This is a genomic window from Prevotella nigrescens, from assembly GCF_031191185.1.
GTDB classification, from domain to species: Bacteria; Bacteroidota; Bacteroidia; order Bacteroidales; family Bacteroidaceae; genus Prevotella; species Prevotella nigrescens.
Genome location: NZ_CP133465.1, coordinates 383,169 through 398,509, shown reverse-complemented (window position 1 = coordinate 398,509; position 15,341 = coordinate 383,169). Strand labels below are relative to the sequence as shown.

Sequence of the window (15,341 nt, the reverse complement as noted above, 5' to 3'; positions counted from 1 at the left end):
ACTTCATATTCGCTAAAAATAACTATCTTTGCACTGAAAGGTAATGGAAAAGGCTTTATTGCAGCATTTATAAAACTTACATTGCCCATTTGGGACAAATCAAAATAAACGTAGAAGAAATGAAGAAATATTTTATTTTGTTGTGTACAATGGCATTTTTGTCATCGTTACACATAACGGCACAATCATTTAGAAAGGAAATTTACGCAAGACCAGAACTGTCGGCAAACAATTATCTCGCTTATCCTACGCCTTCGGGTAAGCTTACGCTGCCACCAACCGGCTACGTCCCTGTTTATATTTCTCATTACGGAAGGCACGGATCGCGTTATCTCATTCACGATTATCAGTACTTACGACCTTTACAAGCACTTGAGAAAGCCGATTCGGCAGGTGTTCTTACCAATAAAGGCAAAGAAACAATAGCCAAAATACGCCGTATGTATGCCGAAGCTTATAACAGATGGGGAGAACTTACACCTTTAGGGGCTGAACAACATAGACAAATAGCACGAAGAATGTACGAGCGCTTTCCTTCTGTTTTCAAAGATTCTGTGTGGGTAGATGCTAAATCTACGGTTGTTATCCGTTGTATTTTGTCGATGGAAAACGAACTTCAGGAACTTCTTCGGCACAATTCCTGCTTAAAAGTACGCTGCGATGCCAGTGCTCACGATATGTATTACATGAATCTTTCGGATAAAAAGCTGATGCTGAAAAAAGAAACCAAAGAAGTGAAAAAGGCACAAAACGATTGGGATAAACAACATTTAAACTTCCGTCCATTAATGTCGCGGCTTTTTACAGATAGCAGTTATGTGGATAAAAATATAAACGCTGAACAATTTGTGCACGATTTATTTAGTCTTGCTGGTATTGTTCAGGATTCTGAAATACGCCATTCGCTGTCGCTATACGATATTTTTACACCTGACGAACTATATAATCTTTGGCAACGGTCTAATGTTTGGTGGTATTTACATTATGCCGGTGCTCCACAAAATGGAGGAAACCAACCTTTTTCTCAGCGGAATTTGCTACACAAAATAATAACTGAAGCCGATTCATGCTTATCGCTCATGCATCCAGGAGCAACTCTTCGCTTTGGACATGATACAATGATTATGCCTTTGGCTTGTTTGTTAAACCTTAACAATTACAATATACAGACATCTGACTTAGATAGTCTTGAAACGAAAGGTTGGAACAGTGCGTACATATTTCCAATGGCAGCTAACATTCAGTTCATTTTTTATAAGAATTCAAAGAAACCGAATGCAGATGTTCTTGTAAAGGCATTGCTAAACGAGGAAGAGGTAACAATGCCATTGCCCAAAACTTCTACACCTTATTATTATAAATGGAAAGACTTTAAAACATTCTATTTGAAACTGCTCAATAGCTATAAAGCGTCAAACAACTGATAGGCATCTCTCTGCGAACAAGAACAAAATAATAAGAGGGTGCCCAAAACGCTTTTTGGAACACCCTCCTACTCAAACATCAGCACAATTAAATAAACTAATAACTAATTATAGTCTAATTAATTGGCACATAAGCTAATAGTCCCATAACTTCTTATTATCTTTAAAGGTATTAATATCATCATCATCGAAATTATCAAAGTCTGCCTCAAAATCAGACTGGAATTCCTTTGAATCTGCGTGGTCGTTCTCATTACCACTGCCAGCCAATAGATGGTTTTCGTGTTGTATTTGCATGCACTCCACTTGGAGTTTTATATATTTCTTTTTCATGATAGTACTCCTTTCTTACTTAACTATTACTTTTACTCCATTTATTACATACATGCCCGCAGGTACATTGATAGTTTCTGTACTGCCCGCTTTCACATTTACGCTGCTTGCCAAAGTTCCCGTTACGGTGTAGATGTTCACTTTGCTATCTACTGTTGCTGCAAAGGTAATGGTTCCATTGCCTGCCTGTACGGCTAAGTTTGGACGAGGCTGCAAGTTTGCAATGCCAGTAGCTTCATCTTGGCTGTCGTCATAGATAACCGACATACCGCTCAAATCTTTAGCATCTGCTCCACCTGTATATTCGTAGAACGCACGGAATGGATAAACGTATAACCAAGGGAACTTAGCATCTAAATTCTTTGAACACAAGTACATATTTCCAGAGAAATAGAATATCTTTCTGTTCTTATTGAGTTTCTTTCCAGAGTAAGAGCCATAGTTCGTGAAGTTTACATCGTATTGTCCAATCTTGCCCTTTGCAGCTTCACCTTTGAAGAGGTAAGTATCGTTTGCCATCGATGTGCTTGCAACGACATCAGAACCTTTCTGAATTGCTATGAATGAAATCTTATCGCTTGTAGGAGCTGACAAGACTTCTACCATATAAGGTGTGTTGGCTTTTGTCGAAGTTCCTGTAAGAGGTATAAACTTAGCCTTTGCCTTATAGTTGTTTGGTTTTGATGCTTCGTTCTGGCTGAGCGTGATACAGCTGTTTTCGTTCATTTTGCTCAATCTGAATTTACATGAGCCATCTTCGTTGGTATGCACTCCATCGTTGTTTATGCTAAGTGTGAATGGCAACATAACAGAAGCAAAAGTAGCCTTGCCATTCTTTGGTACAGTTATTTCGCGGGTATAAGTTGCGGTTTGTGCAGCATCTACACGAATGTTGTATGGTGCATAGAAAGGTTTCTTGTCGGTAATAACGATGTCTTTGCATGCACGGAACTCGCCTGTGCCTGTCTTTGTTGCGAAGTTATTCTTTGCCGGTGCAAGATTTTCGGGCAAGTAGAAGAGTGCGTTCTTTCCGAGCAAGCTCATTGCTTGGTCTAAATCGTCCTTTCCGCCCTCAATGGTTGCCTTGCGATAAACCACAGTCATAAGGTCGCTGGCATCAACATAAAGTACTTGCTCAGGTGATTTTATTTCTGCAGGACGAGGAGTAGAGCCACTACCTAAGATTTCATTGTCGTTCAAAAGGATTTTATTAATTTGGTCTACGGTCAAATAGCCCATCTTTCCACTTTCGCCCATTTCGGTAGTACCAAGCTTCAAGCCATATTGTGGCTTTTCAACATCCTTGCCATTTTCCTGATAGCATGTTGAGGTGTAAATTGGAACCCATGTAAACTTAGGTTTATACTGTTTGAGTACCAACTGAATGTCCATTACATAGAATGCGTGGCTACGGTGTTCAGTCGCTGTGGCTGGCGAAATGTTGTAGCGTGTTTCGTCAGCAGTAAACAAGTAGCGCACTTCGCTGCCATCTTTCATCAATGACAATTCCTTGAACTTGCCACCAGTTGTTTTTTTGTAAGCTTCTTTTGAGAATGGGAATTCATTAAAGTACTTGATGTCTGTACTGTGGACTTCATTGCCCAACTCGTCAGCATTGTTAAAGCGGAACGCTTTTGTACCACTCACAATAGCTTGTATCTTGCCTCTGTAGTCTGCATCAGGATTATAACTTGCATCATACAAACCCTTGAAGTTTTGGTCGTATGGAGACTCGATGAAGACATAGCGTGCATTGCCGTCCTTTTGCTTTTCTGTTCCGGTGTAATAGGTCTTATCGCCATAAAGGCTGTATAAGTTTTCAAACGTAAACTTACAAGGCTGTTGTTGTCCTTCTTTCACGCTAAAGTCTTCTGGCACATAGAAAGTAAACTTGCCACCACGTACAGAGAAGTCGTTGGCAGTAAAGGTTTGCGTCATAGGATGTGCATCTGCCCAGTCGTGGCACACAATATCAATGCTGTGTATGAATGGGTTAAGCGCCTGCATCGTTACATCAACAGACACCACTGCTTGCTTGTCGGTACCTGTTAATCCTGACACTTCAAACTTAACAGCGTCGTTGTTTAAGTCCGTGAGCTCGTAACTGCCAGCATCGTTGGCGTTCTTAATGTCTATTTTCTGTACGACATTCTTTCCTGTCTTGTCGTAGATCTTTAAAGTGTAAGGTGCACCTTTAGAAATAGTAATATTGGTTCCTGTTTCTTCAGCAGATGCAGCAGAGTTTTGTGAACCAAATTCTAATTTCTTTCCACTACCAAGGCGTAGGTATTTATTACCACAAATTATATTATCACCATCTCTGCGTATTACACTTGCCATTTTTTTATTAGGAGTAACTGATATTGCACCTGAATTATCTACTTGCAAATAAGTATTCCCTATACGCATATAGCCAGTATCATCAATAAACCATTTGGCTGCTTGTGCAGCATTAGTACTTGTGCCTCCAGTTTCTGTCAGGTAATAAGTGGATCCCAAAAATTTCTTATAATGTATTTTAAACTCTGAATATTTTCTATCTTTAGCATATGCACAGTTGAATTTTGCACCTACAATGCGATAGCCTAACAAAAGATTATCGCCTTTTTTAGTAGTTGCAGTTGTAGGTGTTTCGACAAAATAAGTGTCGTTCCCTAATCCAAAATGAGTTTTATTATCCATTACAAAAGCCGAGATATGCTTGCTGACAGCAACATCGGCAGCCTCTTTTTGGGCATTTACTGCGGCTTGCTGATAAATAATCATATTTGCAGTAAGGTCAGCAACATTTTTATAATTATAGCTGTAATAAGTCTTGCTACCATTCTTTGAATTTGGCTGAATAGGACCAATGTCGAGTTTCGATGTGGTAAATGGCATTTCATAATAACTCACGGGAGATTGAATATCGCTAACCGATACAGGAGCTACGTGTTCTGTAAAGTCGCCTTCAGCAGTGAAATGAAGTTCAAAGTACTTAATAGTTACACCAAAGTATGCATTTGCATTTCTTTTATCCAAACAGAAATAAAGCTGGTTGCCCATGTCATCTTTTGTCATTGATGTGCGCTTGATGGTGTATTCCTTGGTTTCTTCGTTATATTTCCCTATCTGTTCAGAGGTCGTTTTAGCACTTCCTAAATTAAAATCCTTGTTGGTTTCATACATTTTTTTCGTTACATTGCCCAATTTCATACCTCTTACAGTCTTTCCATTAAGGTTGTTCTTCATTACAAGCGTATATCCTGTAATGCGATAACCTTTAGGTAAAGAGACTTCCATGTAGAGGTTACGGGTCATTCCTCCAAGTAAAACCAATTCGTTATTTTCGATTGCGATGTTACCGGCAGGTCTCTTCAATTCCCCACTTGGTGTAAGATCGGGGTAGTCTGCAACTGTTAACGACAATGGGAGCTGGTCGTGGCGCCAAAGAGACGACCAGCCATTCTGAAATCCTACCTCGTGGTCTTCTGTCAATGCAGCCATCAACTTGCCCGTCTTGGGACTAATGGTTACATTTTGTGCTTGCGTGTGTCCGTATAGACACAATAAGAAGAGGAGTACAATGGTACGATACCATCTTCTTTTTTTCGTTTGATAGTAATTGTTTTTCGCTTTCATAATAGTATTTATTTTGATATTACATTTGTCTTAATATCGACTCGCGATGTTATTGCAAAATTAGAGAGCCTTCTTTTTAATTAATTTTAATATCATAAAAATGTTAAATAAGACATAATAAAAACGTAAAATTGCTATACCGATACTCTATTAAGCGAGCAAAAAAATATCGAAAATAAACAAAATAACTGTATTGAAAAGCATTATAAAATACTGGAAAACAATTTGTTGCTCATTTAAGATACAATGTTTACGATATTGAGCAATCATTTTAAGACAAAATTTGTATATTTGAAAAATAATTAATGAGAAGTGTATATATGGCAACAGAAAACTTAATGCAAAGTATCTTAAATGCTTCGTGGGGCATCTATCTTGTGTTTGTCTTCATCTTTATATTTATGAAAATTCCGAAACGTAAAGTTTTTGCTCCCTATCGGCGTTCGCGTGGATTTATGGTTGTGGCTTTTTTCTTTCTCTTTTCGCAAATTTTCTTTGAGTGGAAACTGCCTAAAAATACACTTTCGGCAGAAGTTCTTTCTGCCATTGACATACCTTTCTTCTATATAGAGCTTATTTTTTTGTGTTTAGCTTTCTTTCATCTGCTTGATCATTCTTTCGGAACCTACAAGCGTGTACTGTTAGATTTGTTATCGTGGTGTATAGTATGTGCCACTTGTTTGGGGGCACTTATTGTTGAAAACCATACAGTTCAAATCTTATTGGTTTTTGCGGGGAGCTTTATGCTCATTTTTTTTACTCTTATTTGTGTTTTCCGCTTAATGAGAATGTATAAGGCTGTGCGTATTCAACTTGAAAATTACTATACCGAACCAATGTATAACTTCGTGCTTTGGATACGCAGAAGCATTATGTTCATCGTTCTTTTCGGAATTGTCAGTGTTATTATGCTCTTTGCCCCTTACCTTTTTAAGTTGGTTTATTTTGTGGCGGCAACCACTATGAATGTCTATATTGCCGAGTCGTTTATGAACTATTCGTTCGTGTTTGAAACGGTAGAACGTTCGTTTAATTTGAGTTTCAACCAACAAATCTTATTAAAAAGCTCTCAAATTCATAACTCAAGCGACAGCAAGACAGATATTTTAACCGACACCCAAAAGGGTTTAATGCACATTTGGCTTTCCAATGAGGAATACTGCAATCTGGAATTGACCATCGAATCGGTAGCTCGTGAAATAAAAACCAATCGCAGCTATTTATCGAAATATATTAATGAGACTTACAATTCCAACTTCAGCAGCTGGATAAACAGCTTGCGTATTCGTAAAGCCAAGCAAATTATGCTATCCGAAACAACACTTACTATTGAAGAGATTGCCTATAAAGTAGGTTTTTCATCAAGTAGTTACTTCATTCAAATTTTCTTACGATTAGAAGGAACTACCCCTTTGCGTTGGCTTAATGCACGAAGAAAGGTTTAAGTATGTGTACTACACATCGTCTGCTTCGGAACTTCGTTCATCAGCAGATTGTACTCTAATATCACGGAATGAGGTGGGCGACACACCGAAAAAGTTGCGGAAAAGGCGGTTGTAGGTGCTTCGTGAGTTAAAACCAGCCATCAATCCTGTGTCGTTAATGTTCATATCGGGTCGTCCTACCAACAATGCAGCTGCATAGCGTAGACGATAGCGTGTAATGAATTCCGATATGGTGAGTCCGTCGGCATACTTTCTGATGGCGCTCCCTAAGTAAGTCCGGTTTGTATTTAACAGCGTAGCCATCAGGTCCCGATTGAAGTCGGGGTCGCGATAAGGCTTGTCCCTATCCATCATTTGGCAAGTCTCTATAAACAATCGTTCTTCCATCGTCAGCTTTTCTTCGGACAAAGTTTCCAACGAGGCAAGGTTCAAGCGTTCTGTCAGTTTAAAGCGTTGCACAGTTTTGAACATTATTCTTTCTCGTTGTCTCAGCTTTCGTGTATAAATATAATAAAGCACACCTATCAATATTGATATCAGTAACGCACTCAAGGATATGGCTAAGTTCATGTTAGCCTGATTTCTGTTTGCCCGTTCGTTCTCTAATTGGTAGTTCACGCTCATTTCGTTGAGTTGGTTACGCATATAATTTTCTTCCAGACTATCGCGTTTTTCCATCAAGCTGCTGTATAGCTGCGATGCTTCTTTGTATCGCCCGGCACTGTTTAAGATGTAGGCATGGTCGATAAGCAAACTGTTCATACCCATAGCATCTTTGATAGAGGCACTTATTTTCAAGCACATATTGCTGTATTCCAAAGCTTTTTCATAGTCTTTCTTACACGCCCAAAACTGTGATATGCTATGATAATAGGCAGATTTTACCCTTATGGTCTGAGAGTTTATAGTAGAAGCTACTTTCTGTAGATAGCTATTGGCTGCATCATAGTTACCCATTTGCATCTGCGCATCGGCTATTGCAAGATAGCAATAAGCATACCACGGTGTCAAGGGCGATAAAGATTTGCCCTCTTTCTTTATCTTTTCGGCATGCTCCTTTAGCTTTTCCTCCCATTCCTGCGCAACTTTGAGCATCTGTGAATATTGCCTTTCATTATAAAGAGCATCAGTATAATTAGAATAAATCAGTATGAGCAAGCGGTTGTTATGTTTCAGTTTCTTGGCATATTCAACGGCAATGGCAAAGTGTCGCAGCGATATAATACCGTCGTACATGTCTGCATAGATTTCTCCCAATAGGTTGTTTGCCACAGCAAGCCCATATCCGTTTTTCCGTTTTTTAGCATCGTCAAACAATTCTTTAGCCTCTGAAAGTGCCTGAATGATTTTCTCTGTATAAAAATGCTGCTCTATCATGAGCGACCACAATTCATAATAGTAGTCTGTATAGCCGTAAGCTATCATTTTATTCATGGCGTCTGGCAATTCCTTGTGCAGCTGTTTGTCTTTGTCATAATTATAATAGTAGCACATCAAACGCTTCAATCCATACATTTCATCGACTGTTGAAGCCTGTTTTTGTGCCTCTGCAATATAAATCTTCAATAGATCGTATTGTTTTTCATCGTCTTTTCCAATGGCATTGTCGCAAGCATTGCGCAGATAAACCAACCGTTCCTTTGCCGGCATTCGCGACATTTCACTATGAACAGTGGCAGTATTTATATCAGCAAACGCAACGGAAGCTCCTCCTATAAGGATATAGAGTGTGCATAAAACAGTTTTTAAGGAATGGGGAGGGTGAAGTAATAAATCATATACAAACAGTTTCATATCGGTAACGTTTTCATATTTCTACAGTCTGATTAAGCTTAAAACACATTGATGTTCTATTTCTATAAGTTCTCTCATATTTGACATTTAGAAGATAACGATGTTTCCAAACTACATAAATAGCTATCTGACTACAAAGATAATGATTTTATTTTAACCATTATCTATTTTCTTGCTTATAATTTCTTAGACTGTTATATTGTTTCTACAACAATTCGGGCAGTTCGTATAGTTTTGTGCCGTTGCTACCTTTTATTAATATGTAGTGATTTTTAGGCTGACAGCGGGCTATTTCCGCTTTTACTTCCTCAACGTCCTTGAACTTTTTAAAGGTCGTAACGGTTTTTCCGAAGTCCTCGCCCACAAGCCAAACGTTCGTAATGCCTGCTGCCGCGAGTAAGTCTACCACCTTTTGGTGCTCCTCGGCGGTTGCTTCGCCCAGCTCGCGCATATCGCCCAGTATCGCCATCTTGTTGTCTACCGCCATCAAACGGAAATTCTCTATGGCTGCTGCCATACTCGAAGGATTGGCATTGTAAGCATCTACAACGAGCTTGTTGTTCGGCGTTTCGGTGAGTTGCGAACGATTGTTGCTCGGTATATAGTTTTCCAATGCGTGGCAAATTTGCTGTGGCGCAATACCAAAGTGCAAACCGATGGCAATGGCAGCCAGCATATTGTCTAAATTGTATGTACCGACAAGGTGGGTCAGCACTTCTTTCCATTCGCCCCCTGCTTCGTGCCAACGGAAACGCAGGAAAGGCGCACAGTCTACCACCTCACCTTGTATATTCGCCGTTTCGTCCTGACCATACGATACCACACGTTCAAAATCGCGTTGCGCAGCCATTTCTGCTAAGTCTGCATTGCTTTCGTTCAGGAAGAGCAGGCAGTTGTGTGCCTTCAGGTAGTCGTACAGTTCGCCTTTGGTTTGCTTTACGCCTTCAAAGCTGCCAAATCCTTGCAGGTGCGCACGCCCCACATTGGTAATCAGTCCGCAGGTAGGTTCTACATATTCGACCAGTTTCGTGATGTCGCCTCTGTGCGATGCTCCCATTTCTATTACGGCAATTTCGTGTTCGGGACGCAGACGCAGCAAGGTTTTAGGTACTCCCACATCGTTGTTGAAGTTGCCTTCGGTATGCAAAACATTGAATTTCTCTGCCAGCACTGCCGATATTAGTTCTTTTGAAGTGGTTTTTCCGTTTGTGCCCGTAATACCTATTACAGGTATTTGGAACGTGCGGCGGTGTGCTCTTGCTATTTCCTTGTAGGCTATAAGAGCGTCGTCTACGAGTATAATGCGGTCGTTTCCCGTTTCGGCATACTCTTTTTCGTCGATAATGGCATAGCTGCAACCTTTTTCCAATGCTGCTTTTGCAAATTTATTACCATCGAACGAAGCTCCTTTCAGTGCAATGAATATGCTGCCCTCTGGGCAATTGCGACTGTCGGTTGTTATAACAGGGTGCTGTTCGTATAGTTTGTACAATTCCTTGCTGTCCATATCTTCGATTTTTAATATCTGCAAAGGTAATGGAAATAGTAGAGACATCAAAGGAATAGGGTGCTTTTATTAAGCAGGAAATGCAGAAAGGAGGAGTTGCAGAGGTGTGTATGTTTCTGTACAAAGCCGTTATAAAGAAGCCGTACTAATCTTATAACCATGACAGACCTGTTCAATAATCTGCCTATCTCATAGCTCTTATATGCAAAAATCTTCGGTTTCATCGGGCTTTCGGTAGATTAACACGAGTTGTTTTATGAATGAAAAGAAGGCAACAAGCGTGTAAATATTTTTCACAAGAGTAACTATTGCCTAACCATCTGTTCATCAACGCATTACAGAACCTATTGTTTTGCGTTCCAAAAGTGGCTGTTTTGCACGGTAAAAGCGTATGTTTTGCATCGCAAAAGAGCCGCTTTCGCAATGTCAAAGTGTAATCATCGGTTTTTTATAAAATTGTCTTTACAAAGTTAGAGAGAACAACTCTGACTATTTTATTAGGAGGTTCGCTAAAAGAATATCTATAGGATTGCTTGCCCAACCTGCTTTCCTATACTGGACTTGCGTGTAGGTTAGAAACAAAAATCCCGCAAACTCAGAAGAATTTGCGGGACTTAGAACTATATTAACTATTAAAAAATAATCGTTAGCTTGTCCGTCAGCAGAACGGAAACCACAGTGTGGTTTGCCGTTTCTCACAATTATGAACGGTGATTATCGTCGCGACGTGGGCGGCGTTCGCCTCTGTCGCCACGTGGACGACGCTGTGGCTCTACATAACCTTCAGGCTTTTCAAGCAAGCAGCGGTGTGAAAGTTTGTACTTACCCGTCTTAGGGTCGATGTCGAGGAGCTTGACTTGAAGTTTGTCGCCTTCCTTAATGCCTGCTTCTTCAACGGTAGCAAGCCGCTTCCAGTCGATTTCTGAAATATGGAGCAAGCCATCTTTACCTGGTAAAATCTCAACAAAGCAACCATAAGGCATAATAGAACGAACTGTACCTTCGTAAACTTCTCCTATTTCTGGTACGGCAACAATTGATTTAATTTTGCCCATAGCAGCATCAATTGCAGTTTTATTGGGTGCAGAAACCTGAATTTTACCTACACCATCAACTTCGTCAATGGTAATAGTAGCACCACTTTCTTCCTGCATCTGCTGGATAATCTTACCACCGGGACCTATGATAGCACCGATAAATTCTTTTGGAATTTCGAGTGTCTCAATACGTGGAACCTGTGGTTTCATCTCTTTGCGCGGTTCAGGAATGGTTTCTACTATCTTGTCGAGAATGTATTCGCGAGCCTGTTTAGCCTGCATAAGTGCCTTTTCGAGGATTTCAAACGAAAGTCCGTCGCACTTAATATCCATCTGTGTCGCTGTAATACCGTCGCGAGTACCAGTTGTCTTGAAGTCCATATCGCCCAAGTGGTCCTCGTCGCCAAGAATATCGCTGAGCACGGCATACTTTTCTTCGCCCGGATTCTTAATCAACCCCATTGCAATACCCGATACTGGCTTCTTGATAGGCACACCAGCGTCCATCAATGCAAGTGTTCCCGAACATACGGTAGCCATAGAAGAAGAGCCGTTAGACTCCAATACCTGACTTACAAGACGCACTGTGTAAGGGAAATCTTCTGGTATCATACCCTTCAAACCGCGCCAAGCCAAGTGTCCATGACCAATTTCGCGACGGCCAACTCCACGTTGTGCCTTTGCCTCGCCCGTACAGAAAGGAGGGAAGTTGTAGTGGAGCAGGAAGCGTTGGTAGCTCTTGTCGAGCACGTTGTCTACCATCTTCTCGTCCAGCTTCGTACCCAATGTACAAGTAGCGAGTGCCAATGTTTCGCCACGTTGGAAGTATGCGCTTCCGTGAGGCATAGGCAGTGGATCTACTTCGCACCATATTGGGCGAATTTCATCGCATGCACGGCCGTCCATGCGCTTACCTGTATCAAGAACGCTGCGGCGCATTGAGTCGCGCTGTACATCAGCGTAGTAACGTTCAATCTGTGCGTGTTTTTCCTCGAGGTCGTCTTCCGAAAGGTCGGTATGTGCTGCATCGTAGCGTTCGATGAAGTCCGACTTAATCTTGTCGTAAACTTCTTCGCGGTGCTTCTTGTCGTTGTCGCCGCTCTGAGCTTCAGCATAGCAAGCATCATACATTTCTTTCTTCACCTGCTCGCGGAGCTCTTCGTCATTCACTTCGTCGCAATACTCGCGCTTAACGTCTGTGCCGAGTTCCTTTGCAAGTTCTTCCTGTATCTCGCACATAGGCTTGATAGCATCGTGCGCTGCTTTAAGGGCGTTGATAAGGTCTTGTTCTGACACCTCGTCCATTTCGCCCTCCACCATCATGATGTTTTCCTTGGTGGCACCGACCATGATATCCATATCGGCTTCCTTCATTTGTTCGAAGGTCGGGTCGATGATATATTCTCCGTTTACACGTGCTACGCGCACTTCAGAGATGGGGTGTTCGATAGGAATATCCGAGCATTGCATAGCTACCGATGCTGCAAATCCTGCCAAGGCATCGGGCATATCAACGCCGTCAGCTGAAAGAAGCATTACATTCACGAATACTTCTGTGTGATAATCTGAAGGGAAAAGGGGACGAAGCACACGGTCTACAAGACGTGAAGTTAGTATTTCGTCATCGTTGGCTTTGCCTTCGCGTTTAGTAAAACCACCAGGAAATCTACCTGCAGCTGCGTATTGTTCGCGATAATCTACTTGCAAAGGCATAAAGTCTGTACCTGGAACTGCCTCTTTGGCTGCACAAACTGTTGCGAGGAGCACAGTGTTACCCATTCTGATTACTGCTGCGCCATCGGCTTGCTTTGCAACCTTTCCAGTTTCAATTGTGATGTTTCTTCCATCAGCCAATTGAAGAGTTTTCGTAATTACGTTCATCTAAAATTTAAATACTTATTGTTTTGACCTAACATCATAGGGAAATGTAAAGACTACAGAAAGGTAAAAGAATAACCATAGCTTTGCCCTGTGAAGTATTTTACATTTCCGCATAACTTTTAAAAACCGCACAAAATTAAGTATTAATTGCTGAACAGACGAATAAAATTCCATTTATTTTCTGCTTTTGCCTGTTTTTCAACTATTTCACCCTAACTGGCAGGTATTTATATACGGCTTGTCAGACTTTTCCATTCCAATTTGATGGTCGTACGGAAACTTTGCAACTTGGTTGCACAACCTTTTGTTTACCTTTGCATCGAAATCAGTAACAAAACATAAAAAACGATGAAGAAAAAAGTTATAAGAGTCATTCTTACGTCCGTGTTGCTATTGTTGGCATGGATTGTAGAGCGCAATTGCAATTTGCCAACGTGGCAAATGCTGGTTGTTTACCTTATTCCATACTTGCTTATCAGCTACGATGTGTTGGGCGAAGCAGTGGAGGGAATTATGGAGGGTAACCCTTTCGACGAGAATTTCCTTATGTCTGTTGCCACAATAGGTGCTTTTGTGGTCGGCTTTTTGCCCAACGGAGAGCCGCAATTCTTGGAAGGAGTCTTCGTTATGCTGTTTTTCCAAGTGGGCGAACTGTTTGAACACTACGCCGAAGACAAGACGCGAGACTCCATTTCCGACCTTATGGACATACGCCCTGATACGGCAAATGTGGAAAGAAACGGTGAAACCATCGTGGTAAACCCCGCTACCGTAGCCATTGGTGAGGTGGTTCTTGTGAAGCCGGGCGAAAAGATTCCACTCGATGGAGAGATTATTGAGGGAACTTCCAGCCTGAATACGGTGGCACTGACAGGCGAAAGTATGCCGAAAGATGTAACGCCGGGCGATAATGTTGTATCGGGTTGTGTGAACATTTCGGGTTTATTAAAGATAAAAGTAAGCAAAACCTTCGATAATTCTACTGCATCAAGGATATTGAATTTGGTAGAAAAAGCAAGTGAGAATAAATCAAGAAGCGAGTCTTTTATTCGTCGTTTCGCACGTATCTATACGCCTATCGTAGTTATCTCTGCAGTTATTATAGCGTTTATTCCGCCATTTTTTTCAGATAGCTACAACTATGCGCTATCTACTTGGCTCTACCGTGCACTTACTTTCCTTATAGTCAGTTGTCCGTGTGCTTTGGTTATTTCTATTCCTTTATCGTTCTTCTGTGGTATAGGTGGAGCCGGTCATGTAGGTATTCTTATAAAAGGTGGAAATTATATGGAAGCTTTAACACGAGCAAAAACTATTGTTTTCGATAAGACAGGAACACTAACTCGTGGTGTTTTTGAAGTAGAAGCAATCCATCCAAATCAGTTTTCAGAGAAAGAACTCTTACATCTTGCAGCACATGTCGAGCAATTTTCTACGCATCCAATAGCAATCGCACTGCGAAATGCTTATAAAGAAACAGGTTGTAAATGCAAAGTTGAAAATATAAAAGAATTTGCCGGACAAGGGATTTCTGCCGAAATCAACGGAAAAAACGTGTGTGTTGGCAATAAAAAACTAATGGATTTCATAGGAGTTGAAATAGTTGCCTGCAACAAATGTCAGCATCTTAAAGGAACTACGGTACATGTTGCTGTAGATGGTGCGTATGTTGGTCATATTGTTATTGCTGACCAAATAAAAACCGACGCATCTTCGGCTATTGCAAAACTAAAGAAAGCTGGTATTGGGAAAACTGTAATGCTAACTGGAGATCGTAAAGAAGTAGCCGAGATTGTTGCCACACAATTGGGAATAGACGAATGTTACAGCGAACTAATGCCTGCCGATAAAGTAACACACGTAGAACACTTACTGAACGAGAAGCCGATTAACAGTGCACTCGCTTTCGTGGGAGACGGCATAAACGATGCGCCTGTTTTGGCACGGGCAGATATTGGAATTGCGATGGGAGCACTTGGAAGCGATGCTGCAATAGAGGCAGCAGACGTCGTTCTTATGGACGATAAGCCTTCAAAAATAGCCAAAGTCATTGCTATTTCTCGTCGTACTATTAATATTGCCCGGCAAAATGCAGTGTTTGCTATAGGTATAAAAGTAGCAGTGCTTATTCTGTCTACCGTAGGAATAGCAACAATGGGAATGGCTGTTTTTGCAGATGTAGGTGTAATGGTACTTGCCGTACTGAATGCCACTCGTGCTTTAAAGGTGAAATAAATTGTAAGAATAAAACTTAAAGGGTGCTTCCACCAATATAAATGCCTTCATATAGCAAGTTATG

The 15,341-nt window shown here is 41.0% G+C and carries 8 protein-coding genes; 3 read left to right on the top strand and 5 right to left on the bottom strand.

What is annotated here, in order from left to right; all coding sequences use genetic code 11:
* Positions 1-119: 119 nt before the first annotated feature.
* Positions 120-1,424 carry a histidine phosphatase family protein gene (locus RDV52_RS03735; protein ID WP_040557074.1) on the top strand — a complete coding sequence of 435 codons (1,305 nt, stop codon included), beginning with the start codon at positions 120-122 and terminating at the stop codon, positions 1,422-1,424.
* Positions 1,425-1,559: 135 nt separating this feature from the next.
* Here RDV52_RS03735 and RDV52_RS03730 read toward each other — a convergent pair whose 3' ends face one another.
* Together RDV52_RS03730 and RDV52_RS03725 are read right to left on the bottom strand one after the other, a co-directional pair.
* A complete protein-coding gene (locus RDV52_RS03730) occupies positions 1,560-1,757 on the bottom strand; it encodes a hypothetical protein (RefSeq protein ID WP_004363575.1) in 198 nt (65 codons plus the stop codon).
* A 15-nt stretch (positions 1,758-1,772) separates the two neighbouring features.
* Positions 1,773-5,378 carry a hypothetical protein gene (locus RDV52_RS03725; protein ID WP_004366999.1) on the bottom strand — a complete coding sequence of 1,202 codons (3,606 nt, stop codon included), beginning with the start codon at positions 5,376-5,378 and terminating at the stop codon, positions 1,773-1,775.
* 320 nt (positions 5,379-5,698) lie between these two features.
* Here RDV52_RS03725 and RDV52_RS03720 point away from each other — a divergent pair, with 320 nt between their 5' ends.
* Complete coding sequence (locus tag RDV52_RS03720) at positions 5,699-6,823, top strand: helix-turn-helix domain-containing protein (RefSeq protein ID WP_004367001.1); 1,125 nt, start codon at positions 5,699-5,701, stop codon at positions 6,821-6,823.
* Between the two features lie 9 nt (positions 6,824-6,832).
* Here RDV52_RS03720 and RDV52_RS03715 read toward each other — a convergent pair whose 3' ends face one another.
* The 3 genes from RDV52_RS03715 to pnp all read right to left on the bottom strand — a co-directional run bounded on the left by RDV52_RS03715 (position 6,833) and on the right by pnp (position 13,042).
* Entirely contained in the window at positions 6,833-8,617 is a 1,785-nt protein-coding gene (locus RDV52_RS03715) for a helix-turn-helix domain-containing protein (protein WP_004367002.1), read from the bottom strand.
* Between the two features lie 205 nt (positions 8,618-8,822).
* Entirely contained in the window at positions 8,823-10,124 is a 1,302-nt protein-coding gene (locus RDV52_RS03710; protein WP_040556921.1) for a UDP-N-acetylmuramoyl-tripeptide--D-alanyl-D-alanine ligase, read from the bottom strand.
* A gap of 701 nt (positions 10,125-10,825) precedes the next feature.
* Positions 10,826-13,042, bottom strand: coding sequence for a polyribonucleotide nucleotidyltransferase (gene pnp, locus RDV52_RS03705; RefSeq protein ID WP_004367006.1), 2,217 nt, complete (start codon positions 13,040-13,042; stop codon positions 10,826-10,828).
* Between the two features lie 348 nt (positions 13,043-13,390).
* Here pnp and RDV52_RS03700 point away from each other — a divergent pair, with 348 nt between their 5' ends.
* Positions 13,391-15,277, top strand: a complete 1,887-nt coding sequence (locus tag RDV52_RS03700) for a heavy metal translocating P-type ATPase (protein WP_004367007.1) — start codon at positions 13,391-13,393, stop codon at positions 15,275-15,277.
* Positions 15,278-15,341: the final 64 nt, after the last annotated feature.

Bases quoted from the DNA above. Each gene is read 5' to 3' on its own strand.
- RDV52_RS03735 (WP_040557074.1), top strand. From the start codon at position 120: ATGAAGAAATATTTTATTTTGTTGTGTACAATGGCATTTTTGTCATCG.
- RDV52_RS03730 (WP_004363575.1), bottom strand. From the start codon at position 1,757: ATGAAAAAGAAATATATAAAACTCCAAGTGGAGTGCATGCAAATACAA.
- RDV52_RS03725 (WP_004366999.1), bottom strand. From the start codon at position 5,378: ATGAAAGCGAAAAACAATTACTATCAAACGAAAAAAAGAAGATGGTAT.
- RDV52_RS03720 (WP_004367001.1), top strand. From the start codon at position 5,699: ATGGCAACAGAAAACTTAATGCAAAGTATCTTAAATGCTTCGTGGGGC.
- RDV52_RS03715 (WP_004367002.1), bottom strand. From the start codon at position 8,617: ATGAAACTGTTTGTATATGATTTATTACTTCACCCTCCCCATTCCTTA.
- RDV52_RS03710 (WP_040556921.1), bottom strand. From the start codon at position 10,124: ATGGACAGCAAGGAATTGTACAAACTATACGAACAGCACCCTGTTATA.
- pnp (WP_004367006.1), bottom strand. From the start codon at position 13,042: ATGAACGTAATTACGAAAACTCTTCAATTGGCTGATGGAAGAAACATC.
- RDV52_RS03700 (WP_004367007.1), top strand. From the start codon at position 13,391: ATGAAGAAAAAAGTTATAAGAGTCATTCTTACGTCCGTGTTGCTATTG.